Raw genomic sequence first — 17,132 nt, forward strand, 5'->3', positions numbered from 1 at the left:
ATGAGACCGTGCTGAACTTCACCGCAATCGACTTCGAAACCGCCAACTCGTCGGGTGCCTCGGCGTGCTCAGTCGGCCTGGTCAAGGTGCACGACGGCGTCGTCGTCGACTCCGACTACTGGCTGATCAAACCCCCGACCGGGCACGACCAATTCCAGCACTGGAACATCAAAATTCATGGCATTCGTCCGTCCGACGTCGTCGGAGCCGACAGTTGGGCCCAGCAGCTCCCCCGGCTCGTCGCCTTCGCCGGCGGCGACCACCTCGTGGCCCACAACGCCGGTTTCGACCTCGGCGTGATCAAGACCGCGTCAACGGTCACCGGACAGACGATTCCCGATTTCAACTACGTGTGCAGCCTGCAGGTGGCCCGTCGCACCTACCACCTCGACTCGTACCGCCTGCCCGTGGCCGCCCTGGCCGCCGGCTATGAAGATTTCGCGCACCACAACGCTCTCGCGGATGCCGAGGCCTGCGCCGCGATCATCGTGCACGCGGCGCAGCGGCACGACGTGAAAACACTCGAACAGCTCGCCCACGTCACCCGCGTTAAGGTGGGTGCCATCGGTCCCGTCGCCACCCGCCAGCACGCCGCAACGCACGGGCCCATGGCCCTGAACTGACCGTTCCACGGCGCTCCCGCACGCCACACCGGCAATGTCGGTGGTCGCTGGCAGACTTTGAACATGGAAATCGTGCTGAGTCTCATTGTTGGCCTTCTCGTGGGCGCGGCCCTCGGCGCCCTCGCCACCTCCGCCATCCGGCAGCGCCGCAGCCGGGCCACAGATGCCGGGTCGGGTGCTGCCGCGGTGATCGCACCCGAGGTGGTCGAGGCGCGCCATCAGGTCGCTCTGGCCGAGGCGCGTTCTCGTGAGGCTGAGGTGCAGGCGGTGCTTCGCGAGGAACTCGCCTCGCAGAACGCCACGGCAGAGGGACTGCGAGCGCAGATAGCGGAGGCCAGGCAGCAGTACCGCGAACTCGTCGAGCGCCAACACCTCGACGAGGCCACCCGCACCGAACGCGAACGTGAGGAGAGCAAGGTGCTGCAGGCCCTCGCCCCAGTGAAGGCGAGCCTGCAAGACATGCAACACAAGGTCGCGGAGCTCGAGGCGCAGCGCACCCTCCAGCATGGCGAACTCAGCCAGCAACTGCGATCCGCCACCGAATCCGAGGAACGCCTGCGCAGCACAGCCGAAACCCTGGCCTCGGCCTTGCGGTCCAACAGCACCCGCGGCGTATGGGGCGAGACCCAGTTGCGTAGCGTCGTCGAGGCCGCCGGCCTGATCGAACGGGTCGACTTCGACCTGCAGACGAGCATCACCTCCGACGCGGGCGCGGGGCGGCCCGACATGGTCATTCATCTGCCGGGCGGCAAAAACATCGCGGTCGATGCGAAGGTTCCGTTCACGGCCTTCCTGGAGGCCAGCCAGATCTCGCGGGCCGCCACCGGAACGGAGGGCGCGCAACGCGACGTGCTCATGAAGGCCCACGTGAAGGCCGTCCGAGATCACATCACCACCCTCGGCAGCAAGGCCTACTGGCAGGGCCTCGACGCCTCCCCCGAGATGGTGATCGCGTTCATCCCGAGCGAATCACTGGTCTCGTCGGCGCTCGAAGCCGATCCCTCGATCATGGAGTTCGCGTTCAGCAAGCGGGTGGCCCTGGCCTCCCCGGTGACGCTCTGGTCCGTGCTCAAGACGGTCGCGTTCAGCTGGCAGCAGGATGTGCTCACCCAGGACGCGAAGGTGCTCTTCGACCTCAGTCGGGAGCTTTATTCCCGGCTGGCCACGACGGCGGCGCACATCGAGAAGCTGGGGCGGTCGATCGAACGCACCGTCAAGGACTACAACAGCTTCGTCGGGTCGATGGAACGCCAGGTGCTGCCTACCGCGCGCAAGCTCAATGCCCTCGACGAGTCCAAGGTGCTCGCGCCGCTCGTGGCCATCGAAGAAACACCACGCGAACTCACGGCGTATGAGTTCGTGGCCGAGCTCGAGACGTCAGACCTCGACGACACCGACTTCGACGACGCCGCCTACGAGGCGCCCGCGAACGTGCGGGCCTGACTGAGGGCGGCTAGCGCGTGCCGGCGATCGAGTCCAGCAGGGTTGAATCCCCCGAGAGCACGGCGCCCATGAAGGCGAAGATCAGCACGAGCGACAGGATGCCGCCGATGAGCGGAACGTAGAACGCTCGGCGGGAGCGAACCAGGAGCAGGATGGACACGGCGGCCGTCATCGCCCACAACAGGCCCTGAGCAATGCCGCCGAACAGCAGGATGCTGCTCACACTGTCGGCGGGCGAGTACGTGCCGAGTCCCTCCTGTGTGTAGACCATCTGGACCGCCTGGGGCAGCGAATTCAGGATCGAGATCGACAGGAACGTGCCGAGCAACCCGAGCACGAGCAGCCCGAGCGTCACCGGCCGGTCCCACATCGGGGCGAGACCGGGGCGAGCTGTCACGTCAACCGGCGTCGCGGCGGCCGTGGCCGGCGGCGGCCCGGCGAGCGGGGACCCCGCCGGGGGGTCCTCGCTCAGCGCCGGGTCTGTCGGCGGTTCCCACACCCAGCCCTCCGGAGCCATCTCCCCAAACTGCGGCTTGGGACGCCGGTCACGGGTGTTGTCATCCGAAGTGCTGTCGCTGGCCACAAGGAACCTTCCTGCCCCTCCCCACGCGGGGAGGTAGTGAATATCTGGTGCTTAAAGGCTAACTGTTCGAGTGACCAGCGGAACCGAGCTGCTTCGTGGCCTGCGCCACTCGTGCAGCCATGGCCGACTCAGCGATCTTGCCCCAGGCGCGCGGGTCGTAGACCTTCTTGTTTCCCACTTCGCCGTCGACCTTGATCACGCTGTCGTAGTTCTTCAACATGTAGTCGGCGATCGAGCGGGTGAAGGCATACTGCGTGTCCGTGTCAATGTTCATCTTGACGACACCGTTCGCGACGGCCTCCGCGATTTCGGCATCCGTAGATCCGGAACCGCCGTGGAAGACGAGGTCGAGGGGCAGCGCGTCGCGCCCGAACTTGGCGGACAGGCCGGCCTGGATCTCCTTGAGCAGTCCCGGGCGCAGTTTCACGTTGCCCGGCTTGTACACGCCGTGCACGTTGCCGAAGGTGAGGGCCGCCATGTAGCGACCCTGCTCGCCGAGGCCGAGCGCCTCGACCATCTTGACGGCGTCGTCGAGGGTCGTGTACAGGTTCTCATTCGCGTCCGCCTGAACACCGTCTTCTTCGCCGCCGACGGCGCCGATCTCAACCTCGAGAATGGCGTTGATGCCGCGGGCGCGCTTCAGGACATCCTTGGCGATCTCGAGGTTCTCATCGAGCGCGATGGCCGAGCCGTCCCACATGTGCGACTGGAAGATCGGGTTGCCGCCGGCCTTCACCTCTGCCTCGGAGGCAACGATAAGCGGCATGACGAAGTCGTCGAGTGCGCCCTTCGGGCAGTGGTCGGTGTGCAGGGCCACGGTGATCGGGTAGTTGTCGGCGACCGCGTGAGCGAAGCGTGCGAATGCGAGAGCGCCAGAGGCGCGGTTCTTGACGGTGTGGCCGGCGAAGTAGTCGGCGCCGCCGGTGGTCACCTGAATGATGCCGTCAGAGCCTGCTTCGGTGAGGCCCTGAAGGACTGCGTTGATGCTTTGTGACGAAGACACGTTGAACGCCGGGTAGGCGAATCCCTTGGTCTTGGCTTTGTCCAGCATCTCTGCGTACTGGTCGGGGGTTGCGATGGGCATAACATCTCCTCGAAAGTGTGCGGGTTTCCGGGCAAGTCTAGCTAGGACCGCGGCGCGATAGGCTCAGTTCGCGGACTCCTTTGCGCGATCCACCGTGCATCCGCTTCCACTGATGTCGATCAACGTCCGGGAGGACCTTCTGTGAACAGCACCGAGACTGCCACCCTGTATCAGCACCCCGACCGCAACCTCGCAATGGAACTCGTGCGCGCAACCGAAGCCGCCGCCATCCGAGCCGTGCCCTTTATCGGCCGCGGTGACAAGAACGCCGCCGACAAGGCCGCCGTTGACGCCATGCGGGTGTTCCTCGGCACCGTCAACTTCGACGGTCTCATCGTCATCGGTGAGGGCGAAAAAGACGAAGCCCCCATGCTCTTCAACGGCGAACACGTCGGCAACGGCCGCGGACCGGCGTGCGACATTGCTGTCGACCCGATCGACGGCACGAGCCTCACCGCCGCCGGGCGCCAGAATGCCGTTTCGGTGATCGCCGTCTCCGACCGAGGCACCATGCTCGACGCCTCGTCCATCTTCTACATGGACAAGATCGTCACCGGCGGCGCGGGACGCGGCGTCGTCAGCCTCGACCAGTCCATTGGCGACAACCTGCGCGACCTCGCGCAGGTGCTGAAGAAGCCCGTCGGCGAACTCACCGTCGCTGTACTCGACCGTCCGCGTCATGCCGGCCTGATCGATGCGATTCGCACCGCGGGAGCCGGAACGCGGCTCATGCTCGACGGCGATGTCGCCGGTGGAATCAACGCGGCCCGCTACGAGACACGCATCGACATGTGCGTCGGCATCGGCGGCAGCCCCGAGGGCATCACCACGGCGTGTGCCCTCAAGGCGCTCGGCGGGTACATGCAGGGTCGCCTGGCGCCCCAGGACGACGCGGAACGCGCCCGGGGTGTCGAGGCCGGACTCGACATCGACAAACTGCTCGAGCTCGACGACATGGTGCGCGGCAACAACACGTTCTTCGTCGCCACCGGCGTCACCGACGGTGGACTGGTTGACGGCGTCCGTCGCAAGGGACCGATGATCCGCACCGAGAGCATCGTGCTGCGCTCGCGTTCGGGAACGGCTCGCCGCGTGATCGCCGAGCACCTCGCGGAGAAGTGGCTCTAACAACCTGCACCATTCAAGCCCGTCCGACCCGCACTGCGGGCCGGACGGGCTCGTGGATTAAGCCGTGATTCGCACGCGAAACGCCTAGTTGGTGGGCTGTGCCCGACCACCGATGGCACGGGGATCCGTCTCGCCCGACAGATCTTTGCGGAGCTCCTTGGGCAGGGAGAAAATCAGGTCTTCCTGCGCCGTCTTCACCGGCTCCACGTCGGTGTACCCGGCGTCACTCAGCGCCTCAAGCAGCTCATCCACGAGTTCTTCCGGCACGGATGCCCCGCTCGTAACACCCACGGTGCGCACGCCGTCGAGCCACTCCTGCTTCACCTCGCTGGCAAAGTCCACCCGGTAGGCGGCTTTCGCGCCGTACTCCAGCGCCACCTCCACGAGCCGAACGGAGTTGGACGAGTTGGCGGAGCCGACCACAATGACGAGGTCCGAGTCGGTGGCGACCTTCTTGATCGCGACCTGACGATTCTGCGTGGCGTAGCAGATGTCGTCGCTCGGCGGGTCCTGCAGGTTCGGGAACCGAGTGCGCAGTCGACGCACGGTTTCCATGGTTTCGTCGACGCTCAGGGTGGTCTGCGAGAGCCAGACGACCTTGTCGGGGTCGCGCACCTCAACCGTGTCGGCTTCGTCGGGGCTTCCCACCAGTGTCGTGTGTTCCGGGGCCTCGCCCGCGGTGCCCTCCACCTCTTCATGACCCTCGTGGCCGATCAGCAGGATCTGAAAGTCGTCACGGGCGAAACGCACGGCCTCGCGGTGCACCTTGGTAACGAGGGGGCAGGTGGCATCGATGGCCTGCAGGCCCCTTTCGGCCGCGGCGTTCACGACGGCCGGGGACACACCGTGCGCGCTGAAGACGATATGCGCGCCGGTGGGAACCTCGTCGACCTCTTCGACGAAGACGGCTCCCTTGTTCTCCAGCTCGGACACCACGTGGATGTTGTGCACGATCTGCTTGCGCACGTACACGGGGGCGCCGTAGTGCTCAAGCGCCTTCTCGACGGCGATCACGGCGCGGTCGACTCCGGCGCAGTAGCCGCGTGGGGCGGCGAGCAACACCCGCTTGTGTCCGACGACGGGGGTATCCTTGAGCCTGTTGCGCGCGCTCGGAATCCGAGGCATGCCGAGGCCGATTACGGTTTGCTCTGTACTTGTGGTCACCTGGCCAGTCTACGTGCGACGACTGGACACCCCGTGGGAGGAAGCCGCATTGACTAATCCGGGCACGACGACCAATCCAGGTACGACGCCGGCACCATCGGCCGGCGGCACCGCTCCCGCCACCGTCGAGACCCCGTGGCCCGTCGCGCTGCTGTCGAACAAGATTCGCGGCTACATCGAGCGCCTCGGCAGCGTCTGGGTGGAGGGTGAGATCACGCAGTGGGGCGCCAGCGGCGGCAACGTCTACGGCAAGCTCAAAGACCTCACCGAAGAGGCCACGGTGAGCTTCACCATCTGGTCGTCGGTGCGCTCGCGGCTCACCGGTGACTTCAAGCAGGGAGACCGCGTCGTCGCCCTCGTGAAGCCCAGCTACTGGATCAAGGGCGGCACACTCACCATGCAGGTGTTCGAGCTTCGGCACGTGGGCCTCGGCGACCTGCTGGAGCGCCTGGAGCGCCTCCGCAAGCAACTCGCAAGCGAGGGCCTCTTCGACGCCGCCCGCAAGAAGCCGCTGCCCTTCCTCCCGCACTGCATCGGCCTCGTCACCGGCAAGGATTCCGACGCGGAAAAAGACGTCATCCGCAACGCTCAGCTGCGCTGGCCCGCCGTCACCTTCCGTGTGGCGCACGCCATCGTGCAGGGTGACCGGGCGGCCGCGGAAGTCGCGGCCGCGATCGCGCGTCTTGACGCCGACCCGGACGTCGACGTCATCATCGTCGCCCGCGGCGGCGGCGACTTTCAGAACCTGCTCGCCTTCAGCGACGAGGGCGTCGTTCGCGCCGCGGCCGCGTGCGCGACACCGCTCGTGAGCGCCATCGGGCACGAGGCCGACCGCCCCCTGCTCGACGAAGTCGCCGACCTACGTGCGTCCACGCCGACGGATGCCGCCAAGCGCGTGGTCCCCGATGTCACGGATGAGTTCAACCGCGTTCAACAGGCTCGCGCCCGGCTCGGTACCCGACTCACCGGCATCCTCTCCCAGGAAGTCGATCGGGTGTCCCAGCTGCGGTCACGCCCGGTGCTTTCCGACTCCGCCTGGATCATCGATTCCCGGTCGGAGGATCTGACCCGCTACGTGGCCAGGGGCGCCGAGCTCGCGGACCGCATCGTGGAGCGCGCGGGGGCCACCATCGTTGACCTGCGTTCCCAGCTGCGGGCGCTCTCCCCGCAGGGAACCCTCGACCGCGGGTACGCAATCGTGCAGGTCTCCGGGGGTGCGGTATTGCAGGCGCCGGGCGAGGCGCCCGTCGGCGCCGAGTTGCGCATCACCGTGGCGAAGGGAACCCTGACGGCCACATCCACCGGCGCCGAGACGTCCGCCGGCACAACACCGACGAAATAGAATGGATCTCATGACCCAGCCGGCACAAGACACCAGCTTCCAGGAGCTCAGCTACGAGCAGGCGCGCGACGAACTCATTCGCGTCGTCAACCAGCTTGAGCAGGGGTCGAACACCCTCGAAGAGTCGCTCGCGCTTTGGGAACGCGGCGAAGCGCTCGCGCAGCGCTGCGAGTCGTGGCTGATCGGCGCGAAGGCTCGTCTGGACGCCGCCCGCGCCGGTCAGCACGGCACCGCCGACGGCGGCCAGAGCGATGGCAGCCAGTGAGCAAATCCCCTCGTGCACCGCGGGTGGTCGCCGAGCTCGGCCGCCCGGAGACAGCGCAGGAGACCGCTGATCGCAAGGCGGAGAACTCTCGCCTGTACCGGGCGCGCAAAACCGTGAACAACCTCGTGTTGTCTCTCCTCGTCACCGTGGCCGCCGTGCTGCTGATCGTGCTGCTGGTACCGCGCAACGACACACCGGTGGACCGTTCTGTGGACTTTGCGGCCGTGGCCGCGCAGCTGCAGCCGAGCGTCGATGAGCCACTTGTCGTTCCGGTGCTTCCCGACGGGTGGTCGACCAACGCCGCCGAATGGCGCACCATCAACGCGGTTTCGTCCTGGTACCTCGGCGTCATCACTCCCGACAAGCAGTTCATCGGCTTCAGCCAGGCCATCGACGCCAACCCCACCTGGCTGGCTCAGCAGCTGCTGTCGCAGGCGCCCGTCGACGCGGTGGAGATCGACGGCATCGTCTGGGATATGTACCGGAATTCCGCCCCGTCGGCCGATCGCGGTAATTTCGAGGAGGCCCTCGTGGCCACGGCCGGATCCAGCACCTACCTGCTGATCGGCACCGCACCCACCGAAGAGTTCACGGTCCTGGCCCGCGCCTTGGCCGCATCCATCGCCAACAACCAGTGAGTGAGCTGAGTGAGCCTATGCCGGATCGACTGACACCCCCCGCAGCCTGGGCGGAGATGCGCGACGGGAACGAACGTTTCGTGGCCGGAAACCCGCGGCACCGCCAGGACGTCGACCGTCGCGCCGAGTTGTCGATGCGGCAGACGCCGCACGCGGCCCTGTTCGGCTGCAGCGATTCCCGACTCGCGGCGGAGATCATCTTCGATCAGGGCCTCGGCGACCTCTTCGTCGTGCGCAATGCCGGCCAGATCATCTCCGACTCCGTCCTCGGCTCACTCGAGTACGCGGTGGAGATTCTGCACGTTCCGCTCATCGTTGTTCTCGGCCATGACAAATGCGGGGCTGTCAGCGCCGCAATAGATTCACAGACCGAGAACGCGCCCGCGCTGCCCGTGCATATTCACAGCATCATCGAGAAGATCGTGCCGGCCGTGCGCCGCGTCGCCGGACCGGCCGTCACCGGATTCGTCGATCCGGAGACGCTGGATGCCGGCGTTGTCGGGAGGGAACACCTGCGCGACACGGTCGCCGAGCTGCTGGAGCGCTCCGAAGTGATCAGCACAGCCATCGCAGAAGGTACATTGGCTATCGTCGGCGCAAACTACCGGCTGCTTGTCGGCAACGCCGACCCGCACATCATCGTCGGCGTCATCTGATCGATCAGGTCGATCAGACCGGCCGACCCCGACACGCGCACCGAAGCGCATAGCTCCAAACTCAATCAGCACCGAAAGGTAATGCATACAGTGGTGGACACCTCCGTAAACGCCGGCTACCGGATCGAACACGACACGATGGGCGAGGTTCGCGTTCCGCAGGATGCGCTCTATGGCGCCCAGACCCAGCGGGCCGTGGAGAATTTCCCGATCTCCGGCTCGACGCTCGAATCCGCGCAGATCGCCTCTCTGGCGCGCATCAAGAAATCCGCGGCCCTCGCCAACGCCCGGCTCGGTGTTCTGGACCAGGACATTGCGGACGCGATCGCCGCGGCGGCCGATGAAGTCGCCACGGGTACGTACGACAGTGAATTCCCGGTCGACGTCTACCAGACCGGCAGCGGCACCTCCTCGAACATGAACATGAACGAGGTCCTGGCGACACTCGCGACGCGCAGCCTGGGCCGCCCCGTTCACCCGAACGATCACGTCAACGCGAGCCAGTCCTCCAATGACGTGTTCCCCACCTCCGTGCACATCGCGGTCACGAGCGCACTCATCGACGAACTCATTCCGTCGCTCGACCACCTCGCCGTGTCCCTCGAGGCGAAGGCCGAACTGTGGAAGGGCGCGGTCAAGGCCGGCCGCACGCACCTCATGGATGCCACCCCGGTCACGCTCGGCCAGGAGTTCGGCGGCTACGCGCGCCAGGTTCGCCTCGGCATCGAGCGCATTCGTACCGCGCTCCCCCGCGTCGCCGAGGTTCCGCTCGGCGGCACCGCCGTCGGCACCGGGATCAACACCCCCGCCGGCTTCCCTCAGCTGGTGATCGAGCTTCTCGTAGCCGAAACCGAGCTTCCGATCACCGAGGCACGCGACCACTTCGAGGCGCAGGCGAACCGCGATGGTCTCGTCGACGCATCCGGTGCGCTGCGTACCATCGCCGTGAGCCTCACCAAGATCTGCAACGACGTCCGCTGGATGGGTTCCGGCCCCAACACCGGCTTCGGCGAGCTCAACATCCCCGACCTGCAGCCCGGCTCCTCGATCATGCCCGGCAAGGTCAACCCGGTCATCCCCGAAGCCGTGCTCATGGTGTGCTCGCGGGTCATCGGCAACGACGCCACGATCGCCTGGTCCGGCGCGTCCGGCTCGTTCGAGCTCAACGTCTCGATCCCCGTCATGGGTACCGCCCTGCTGGAGTCGATCCGTCTGCTCTCCAACGCCACGCGCGTGCTCGCCGACAAGACCGTCGACGGACTCGAGGCCAACGTCGAGCACGCTCGTGCCCTTGCCGAGAAGTCCCCCTCGATCGTGACTCCGCTCAACCGCGTAATCGGGTACGAGGCGGCCGCGAAGGTAGCAAAGAAGGCCGTCGCCGACGGTCTCACGGTTCGCGAAAGCGTCATCGCCCTTGGCTTCGTCGAGCGCGGCGAGGTCTCCCTCGAGCAGCTCGACAGCGCCCTCGACGTGCTGAGCATGACCCGCCCGCCCCAGCCCCGGTAACCCTCCCCCCTCGCGGCACCTTCTGTCCCTCCCTCCCACTGTCTTGTGGGAGCCGGGGCGACGGATTGTCCGCGGGGTGTCGAGTTATGACACAACTCAGGCCCTTCCCGAGCGCATTTTCGGGGAGGGCCTGAGTTGTGTCATTGTCTGAGCTGAGGAGCGGGCGATTCGCCGCCCCGGCGGGGCCGCCTAGACCTCGTTCCCTTCGAGCATCTCCGTCACCAGCGCCGCAATGGCGCTGCGTTCCGAGCGCGTCAGTGTCATGTGAGCGAAGAGCGGATGCCCCTTGAGCGTCTCGATCACGGACGCCACGCCGTCGAATCGACCCACGCGCAGGTTGTCCCGCTGGGCGACGTCGTGGGTGAGAACGACGCGGGAATTCTGCCCGATCCGGCTGAGTACGGTGAGGAGCACGTTGCGCTCGAGGGACTGCGCCTCGTCGACGATCACGAACGCGTCATGCAGCGATCGACCTCGAATGTGGGTGAGCGGGAGAACCTCCAGGATTCCGCGTTCCATCACCTCCTCCAGCACATTCTCTGACACGAGCGCTCCGAGCGTGTCAAAGACAGCCTGTCCCCAGGGACCCATCTTCTCGCTCTGATCACCCGGCAGAAACCCGAGTTCCTGCCCGCCCACGGCGTACAACGGCCGAAAGACCATGATCTTGCGGTATTGCTGCCGCTCCAGCACCGCCTCCAGCCCGGCGCAGAGGGCGAGGGCGCTCTTGCCCGTGCCGGCGCGGCCGCCGAGGGAGAGAATCCCGATCTCCGGGTCGAGGAGCAGGTCGATGGCCAGACGCTGCTCGGCCGAACGGCCGTGCAAACCGAACAGTTCCCGGTCGCCGCGTACGAGTTTCAGTTCTCCCTTGCCTGTGACGCGTCCGAGGGCGGAGCCCCGATCGGAGTGGATGACAAGACCGGTGTTGATTGGCATATCCTGCACGAGCCGCGTCTGCAGCGACTCTTTCTCATACAGTTCACTGATCTGGTTCGAGCCGAGCGTGATCTCGTCCATGCCGGTCCAGCCGGAGTCCACTGCGAGTTCGTGACGGTACTCGTCCGCGGCGAGGCCGAGGGAGGCGGCCTTGACGCGTAGGGGAAGATCCTTCGACACCACGGTGACGGAGACTCCCTCCTTGGCGAGGTTGAGGGCCACGGCCAGGATGCGCGAATCGTTGTCCCCGAGTTGCATGCCGGAGGGAAGGATCGACATGTTCGAGTGGTTCAGTTCAACCCGAAGGGTTCCGCCGTCTCCGACGGGGATCGGAAAATCTAACCGTTCGTGCTTCAGCCGCAGGTCGTCGAGGTTGCGCAGGGCCTGCCTGGCGAAATACCCGATTTCCGGGTCATGGCGTTTGGATTCAAGCTCGGAGATGACCACGACGGGAAGGACAACGGCGTGCTCGGCAAAACGGAAGATCGCCTTCGGATCACTCAGCAGAACCGACGTATCCAGCACAAAGGTGCGCTCGGATTGCTCGGTTGTGCTTGCCACTCGGTCAGAAGACTGGAACTCGGTTCGATTAGCGATCATGACCACTCCCACCATGCGCCTAACTGGACGCGATCTTAACTTGGCGAGCGGCCACAAGCATTTGTCGAGCCGTGCGGGTGGCCGTCTCGATCAGGCCTCATGCCTGATGAAACTGACCGTACGGGCCTCAGGGCAGAAAAGGAATAGGACACGCCATTTCGAAACCAGACGTTCACGTGTGCGGCGGCCACTGCGGCCAAGTGTCAGTACGTAGCGGCGGTCGAATACGACGTGAATGCGCCGCGAAGCATGTCGAGCGTGTCGCCGTGCAGGGCCGCGTGCACACTGAGTCTGATGGTTCCGCCGCGAGCCGTCACGGTCACACCATGGTTGCGCAGGCTGGCCTGCAGCAGGGTCAGCTGCTCCGTCGGTGGTTCGATCACCACGATGCCGGCCCGTTCGCGCTCGTCGCGCGGCGAGACGACAGGAATGGCGAACTCGTCCGCGATGTCGATGACCTGCGTGACATTCGCGGTAACGGCGGCGGCGATCCCGGCCACTCCGACGGGTTCCAGTTCGCCGAGCGCGGTCGCAAATCGTGCCTCCGCGATCGGGTCGCCGCGCCCCACGCGAAAGGCCCGCGCGCCCGCGCTCGGTGGGGTGACTTCGTCCCAGGGCTCCTCCACGTCCGTCCCCACATGTCCGGAGAACACCGGCACCAGCCGATCGACGGCACGGTCGCTCATGGCGAGAAAACCGGTCCCCCACCCGGCCCTGGTCCATTTCTGACCGCCGGAGGCGACGACATCCGCGACCTCGAAGGGCGCGTCGACCACACCAAAGCCCTGGATGGCATCGACGAACAGCAACCGGTCACCGATGACCTGCCGGATGCCTTCGAGGTCGACAAGGTGCCCGGTGCGCGGGTCCACGAGAGAGACCGCGACGGCGGCGATCGCAGGAGTGAGCTGGGCCTTGATCCGGCCCGGCGTCACCCGTGCGCCCTGGGTCTCCAGCCAGACCGGAGACACCACGTGCAGTGCCTCGGCGGCTCGCACCGCAGCGAAGGGAACACTGGGGTAATCGCCCGGCGACAGCAGCACGCCCCCGGTGAGTCCGAACATCGCGTGCATCAGCCCCGCCGATGTGTGGGGTTGCAGGGCAACCTGGTCCGGGCGAAACCCGGTCGTGCGGGCCACGGCCTCACGTGCCAACCTGTCCTGGTCCAGAAGATGATCGAGGCTGCCATGCCGGGCGCGCGCAAGCACCTCGGTCTGCCCATGCATTTCCGCGGCGACGGCAGCGGAGACGGGACCGACGCGGGCATAGTCCAGGTATCCGGGTTCTTCGGTGAAACCGTCAGTGAATCGAGTGAGAGCGCTCATGCACACACCTTTCGATCGGGGCCCAGCGAGACGGGCCGGCTACGGAAACGAGCGGCGTCAGCCGCCGAAGCGACGGTGCCGTTTCGCGAAGTCACGCAGTGCCCGCAGAAAATCGACCTGGCGCAGGTCAGGACCGAGGGCCTCCACGAAGTAGAACTCGCTGTGCGCGCTCTGCCAGAGCAGGAAGTCGCTGAGTCGCTGCTCTCCTGAGGTACGGATCACCAGGTCGGGATCTGGCTGGCCGGTCGTGTACAGGTGCTGACCGATCAGCTCCGGCGTCAGTGTCTCCGCCAGGTCTTCCAGAGTGCCGCCGTGGGCGTGGTGCGTCTCGACGATGCTGCGCATCGCGTCGGTGATCTCCGTTCGCCCTCCGTACCCGACAGCGAGATTGATGTGCAGCCCCTTCTTGCCCGCCGTACGGGCCTGCGCGGCGTCCAGGGCGGCCGTGAGCGGCTCGGGCAGCCCCACTTGGGACCCAACCTGCTGAACGCGCCAGTTGCGGTAGTGGGAGAGCTCCTCGGCGAGCTCTGCGATGATTTCGATCAGGTCGGCGAGTTCGTCGCTCGGCCGTTGCGTGAGGTTGTCGGAAGACAACAGGTACAACGTGACGACCGAGATGCCGAGGTCATCGCACCACTCGAGGAATTCGCGCATTTTCGCGGCACCGGCGCGATGGCCATGGGCCGCCGAGTCGAAGCCGAGTTGCTTGGCCCAGCGGCGATTGCCGTCAATGATCATGGCGACGTGGCGGGGCATCTGGTCCGGGGTGAGCCCGCGCCGGAGTCGACGCTGGTACAACCGATAAAGGAGTCCACGGAACGAGGGAGGCTGGCGTTTCTGCACACAGTCACGCTAGTCCTATCCGAGCGGTTTCTCGGCAATGACCGGGGCGCCTGTCGTAGTCTGGGACTATGGCACTCGAGCACGACATCCCCAATTTGCCGCTCATGGACGCCGCGGATGCTCATCCCGAAGACGTCAAGCCCACCTGGCGCGGGTGGATCCATGCCGGCACATTCCCGGTGACCATCGCTGCCGGCATTGTTCTGCTGATCATTGCCAATGGACCGGCCGCCAAGTGGAGTTCCGCCGTTTTCGTGCTCAGTTCCATGCTGCTCTTCGGCAATTCAGCGTTGTATCACCGGTTCAACTGGAAGCCGCTCACCCGGATCGTACTCAAACGCATTGATCACGCGAACATTTTTCTCCTGATCGCCGGCTCGTACACGCCGATCACGGTGTTGGCGTTGGCACCCGAGAAGTCAACCCTGCTGCTCACGATCGTGTGGACCGGTGCCGTCCTGGGCATCGCCTTCCGCGTCTTCTGGATCCACGCGCCGCGGTGGCTGTACGTTCCGTTGTACCTGCTCCTGGGCTACGGCGCGCTGATCTTCATCGCGGATTTCTTCACGGCCAACGCGGCCATGATGACGCTCATCCTCGTCGGTGGCCTCTGCTACACGGTGGGTGCCGTCATCTACGCCCTCAAGAAGCCCAATCCGATCCCGGGGGTGTTCGGCTTCCACGAGATCTTCCACACCCTCACGGTCGTGGCTTTCCTGTGCCACTTCGTGGCGATAACCATGATCGCCGTGCACCCGCTGTACCCGTAGATGACGCCCTATTCGGGCTTGGTGGTGGCGTCCCGCTCCGCTATCTCGGCGGCCAGGCGGGCCTTGATCTCCTCCCGATACGTCGTACGACGGATGCGGCGCACCATGTCCATCCCGAGAAAAATCGTGGCAACGGCCACCAGCGCGATCGCGAAGAATCCCACGACACCGGGGGTCACCGTGTTCGGGTCGACCTCAAGGGGTGTGGGGGTTGCGAGGAGCCAACCCAGGTGCAGAGCTACCGGGTTCACGTCGTGCGCTCCACGCCGGCGAACAGGTCGGATTCAGGCATAGCGGTTTCCACTTTCGATTCAATGAGTTGGAAGTCTTCATAGGGCCAGGCCTTGCGAACCAGTTCATTGGGCCAGAAGAAGAAGCTGCTCTCCGGCGACACCTGGCTCGTATGCGACAAGAGCGCGGCGTCCCTGACTTCGAGGAATTCACCGATCGGCACGTGGGTCGTCGCCAGTTTGGGATAGTCCTTCATCCACTCACGCGCAGCACCGAGTGGCTCGAGCAGCGGAGAGTCCGGTTCGGCAACGCTCAACTCGAGGTACATCGCATCGACGCGTTCAAGGTTGAAAATTCGGTCGTAGTAGAGCTTGTCGATCTGCCACGCCTCACCCGAATCCGGGAATCGGTCGGGGTCAGCGGCCGCACGGTACGCGGCAATCGACACCTCGTGGCAGCGAATGTGATCGGGGTGCGGATAGCCGCCCTTTTCGTCGTAGGTGACAAGGACCTGCGGCCGAAATTCCCGGATGATTTTCACGAGCGGTTCGGTCTCGTACTCGATCGGGATTCCCGCGAATGAGCTTGCCGGAACGGACCCATCGTCGTTCATTCCGGAATCCTCGAAACCCAGCCAGCGGTGCTGCACGCCCAGGTGTTCCTGCGCCTGGCGCATTTCCAGACGCCGCAGTCCGGGAAGATCACGTTCGGCCATGGCGTTGCCGACCACGGCCGGGTTCAGAATGCTTCCGCGCTCACCGCCGGTGCAACTCACCACGAGCACCTCGGCGCCCAGGCTCGTGTAATGGGCGTACGTCGCGGCGCCCTTACTCGACTCGTCGTCGGGATGCGCGTGCACTGCCAAAAGTCGTAGCGTCACCATACTCCTCAGGAATGCCGGATAACCTTAGGTTCTAAGCCTAATCGTTGATCCGGGAGTGTGAAATCGCCAGTGTCCGCTAAGCCGGCAACGTCAGCCACAACGGAGCCCGCGAACTCCGTCCTGGAGAGCCGATACGGTCGCACCCGTGCCACGCGCAGCCGAGACAAGCGGTTGCTCTGGGGCCTCGGCGGAGTCTTTGCCGTTGTCCTGATCGCCTGGGTCGTCTGGACCGGTCTCGACGGCGCCTCCGAGAAAATTGAGGCCCGCGACACCCGCCACACCATCATCGACGAGCACAGCGTGAGCGTCACCTTTGAGGTGTCCATGCCGGTCAATTCCGCGGCGAGCTGCGCCGTGCAGGCCCTCAACGAATCGTTCACCGTCGTGGGATGGAAGGTCGTCGACCTGCCGCCATCCACGCTGTACACGCGCTCATTCACCCAGGTCCTGCGCACAACCGACCTGAGCAACACTGGTTTGATTTACAAGTGTTGGCTGACCTAAAATGGGATATTCGCCCCGACTGAGTTGGGGCGAAGCCTATATCTGCGCACCTCACAACTCATGGTTGGGTGACGTGCAGCCGAGCTCAATGAAGGAGATGAACCGTGACTACCGACACAACGGTCACCTGGCTAACGCAGGAAGCACACGACCGTCTGGCTACGGAACTGGCTGACCTCAGCACCCTCGGGCGCGATGACATCGCGAAGAAGATCGAGTCCGCGCGGGAAGAGGGCGACCTCAAGGAGAACGCCGGTTACCACGCCGCGAAGGAGGAGCAGGGCAAGATGGAGGCGCGAATTCGCACCCTCACCGTGCTGCTGCGTCACGCCGAAGTCGGACACGCTCCCGAAAGCACCGGCGTGGTTGTTCCCGGCACCGTCATCACGGCCACGATCGCCGGCGAGTCGAGCCGTTTCCTCATCGGGAGTCGCGAAATCGGCGGAAGCAGCGATCTCGACGTGTTCAGCGAGCAGAGCCCCCTCGGCGCGGCCATCCTCGGCCTCGCGGTCGGCGGCAAGACGAGCTACGACACCCCGAGCGGCAAAAAGATTTCCGTTGAGATCTTCAACGTGGAGACTTTCAGCGGCTAACTGCCGCATTGCCCA

19 protein-coding genes are annotated in these 17,132 nt (G+C 65.3%); 11 read left to right on the forward strand and 8 right to left on the reverse strand.

Annotation, left to right across the window (positions count from 1 at the left end):
* Positions 1–8 precede the first annotated feature (8 nt).
* A complete protein-coding gene (locus AC1MB9_RS11245) occupies positions 9–623 on the forward strand; it encodes an exonuclease domain-containing protein (RefSeq protein ID WP_479962040.1) in 615 nt (204 codons plus the stop codon).
* 63 nt (positions 624–686) lie between these two features.
* Complete coding sequence (locus tag AC1MB9_RS11250) at positions 687–2,066, forward strand: DNA recombination protein RmuC (protein ID WP_479962041.1); 1,380 nt, start codon at positions 687–689, stop codon at positions 2,064–2,066.
* 10 nt (positions 2,067–2,076) lie between these two features.
* Here AC1MB9_RS11250 and AC1MB9_RS11255 read toward each other — a convergent pair whose 3' ends face one another.
* Both AC1MB9_RS11255 and fbaA read right to left on the reverse strand, forming a co-directional pair.
* Positions 2,077–2,649 carry a DUF6264 family protein gene (locus AC1MB9_RS11255; protein WP_479962042.1) on the reverse strand — a complete coding sequence of 191 codons (573 nt, stop codon included), beginning with the start codon at positions 2,647–2,649 and terminating at the stop codon, positions 2,077–2,079.
* A gap of 58 nt (positions 2,650–2,707) precedes the next feature.
* Entirely contained in the window at positions 2,708–3,733 is a 1,026-nt protein-coding gene (gene fbaA, locus AC1MB9_RS11260; RefSeq protein ID WP_479962043.1) for a class II fructose-bisphosphate aldolase, read from the reverse strand.
* 195 nt (positions 3,734–3,928) lie between these two features.
* On the opposite strand from fbaA, the gene glpX reads away from it, so the two are divergent.
* Entirely contained in the window at positions 3,929–4,861 is a 933-nt protein-coding gene (glpX, locus tag AC1MB9_RS11265) for a class II fructose-bisphosphatase (RefSeq protein WP_479964629.1), read from the forward strand.
* An 84-nt stretch (positions 4,862–4,945) separates the two neighbouring features.
* Here the strand turns inward: glpX and AC1MB9_RS11270 are convergent, their stop codons facing one another.
* A complete protein-coding gene (locus AC1MB9_RS11270) occupies positions 4,946–5,986 on the reverse strand; it encodes a 4-hydroxy-3-methylbut-2-enyl diphosphate reductase (protein WP_479964630.1) in 1,041 nt (346 codons plus the stop codon).
* An 88-nt stretch (positions 5,987–6,074) separates the two neighbouring features.
* Between AC1MB9_RS11270 and xseA the strand changes: the two genes are divergently transcribed.
* From xseA to AC1MB9_RS11295, 5 genes are all read left to right on the forward strand, one after another.
* On the forward strand, positions 6,075–7,367 hold the full coding sequence (gene xseA, locus AC1MB9_RS11275; protein ID WP_479962044.1) for an exodeoxyribonuclease VII large subunit: 1,293 nt from the start codon (positions 6,075–6,077) through the stop codon (positions 7,365–7,367).
* Position 7,368: 1 nt separating this feature from the next.
* On the forward strand, positions 7,369–7,632 hold the full coding sequence (locus tag AC1MB9_RS11280; RefSeq protein ID WP_479962045.1) for an exodeoxyribonuclease VII small subunit: 264 nt from the start codon (positions 7,369–7,371) through the stop codon (positions 7,630–7,632).
* Positions 7,629–8,270: a DUF4245 domain-containing protein gene (locus AC1MB9_RS11285; protein ID WP_479962046.1), complete on the forward strand. Its 642-nt coding sequence runs from the start codon at positions 7,629–7,631 to the stop codon at positions 8,268–8,270. The genes AC1MB9_RS11280 and AC1MB9_RS11285 overlap by 4 nt, the downstream gene beginning before the upstream one ends.
* Before the next feature lie 17 nt (positions 8,271–8,287).
* Positions 8,288–8,926, forward strand: coding sequence for a carbonic anhydrase (locus AC1MB9_RS11290; RefSeq protein WP_479962047.1), 639 nt, complete (start codon positions 8,288–8,290; stop codon positions 8,924–8,926).
* An 81-nt stretch (positions 8,927–9,007) separates the two neighbouring features.
* Positions 9,008–10,432 carry a class II fumarate hydratase gene (locus AC1MB9_RS11295; RefSeq protein WP_479962048.1) on the forward strand — a complete coding sequence of 475 codons (1,425 nt, stop codon included), beginning with the start codon at positions 9,008–9,010 and terminating at the stop codon, positions 10,430–10,432.
* Between the two features lie 189 nt (positions 10,433–10,621).
* Here AC1MB9_RS11295 and AC1MB9_RS11300 read toward each other — a convergent pair whose 3' ends face one another.
* The 3 genes from AC1MB9_RS11300 to AC1MB9_RS11310 all read right to left on the reverse strand — a co-directional run bounded on the left by AC1MB9_RS11300 (position 10,622) and on the right by AC1MB9_RS11310 (position 14,136).
* On the reverse strand, positions 10,622–11,968 hold the full coding sequence (locus AC1MB9_RS11300; protein WP_479962049.1) for a PhoH family protein: 1,347 nt from the start codon (positions 11,966–11,968) through the stop codon (positions 10,622–10,624).
* A gap of 203 nt (positions 11,969–12,171) precedes the next feature.
* Complete coding sequence (locus AC1MB9_RS11305; RefSeq protein ID WP_479962050.1) at positions 12,172–13,293, reverse strand: aminotransferase class V-fold PLP-dependent enzyme; 1,122 nt, start codon at positions 13,291–13,293, stop codon at positions 12,172–12,174.
* A gap of 57 nt (positions 13,294–13,350) precedes the next feature.
* Positions 13,351–14,136 carry an isoprenyl transferase gene (locus AC1MB9_RS11310; protein WP_479962051.1) on the reverse strand — a complete coding sequence of 262 codons (786 nt, stop codon included), beginning with the start codon at positions 14,134–14,136 and terminating at the stop codon, positions 13,351–13,353.
* A 68-nt stretch (positions 14,137–14,204) separates the two neighbouring features.
* Here AC1MB9_RS11310 and trhA point away from each other — a divergent pair, with 68 nt between their 5' ends.
* Entirely contained in the window at positions 14,205–14,906 is a 702-nt protein-coding gene (gene trhA / locus AC1MB9_RS11315) for a PAQR family membrane homeostasis protein TrhA (protein WP_479962052.1), read from the forward strand.
* A gap of 8 nt (positions 14,907–14,914) precedes the next feature.
* Here trhA and AC1MB9_RS11320 read toward each other — a convergent pair whose 3' ends face one another.
* Both AC1MB9_RS11320 and mca read right to left on the reverse strand, forming a co-directional pair.
* Complete coding sequence (locus tag AC1MB9_RS11320) at positions 14,915–15,157, reverse strand: hypothetical protein (protein WP_479962053.1); 243 nt, start codon at positions 15,155–15,157, stop codon at positions 14,915–14,917.
* On the reverse strand, positions 15,154–16,020 hold the full coding sequence (mca, locus tag AC1MB9_RS11325) for a mycothiol conjugate amidase Mca (RefSeq protein WP_479962054.1): 867 nt from the start codon (positions 16,018–16,020) through the stop codon (positions 15,154–15,156). The genes AC1MB9_RS11320 and mca overlap by 4 nt, the downstream gene beginning before the upstream one ends.
* A 69-nt stretch (positions 16,021–16,089) precedes the next feature.
* Here mca and AC1MB9_RS11330 point away from each other — a divergent pair, with 69 nt between their 5' ends.
* Complete coding sequence (locus AC1MB9_RS11330; RefSeq protein WP_479962055.1) at positions 16,090–16,524, forward strand: DUF4307 domain-containing protein; 435 nt, start codon at positions 16,090–16,092, stop codon at positions 16,522–16,524.
* A 104-nt stretch (positions 16,525–16,628) separates the two neighbouring features.
* Positions 16,629–17,117: a transcription elongation factor GreA gene (gene greA / locus AC1MB9_RS11335; protein WP_479962056.1), complete on the forward strand. Its 489-nt coding sequence runs from the start codon at positions 16,629–16,631 to the stop codon at positions 17,115–17,117.
* Positions 17,118–17,132: the final 15 nt, after the last annotated feature.

It is taken from the genome of Cryobacterium sp. AP27 (assembly GCF_056680495.1).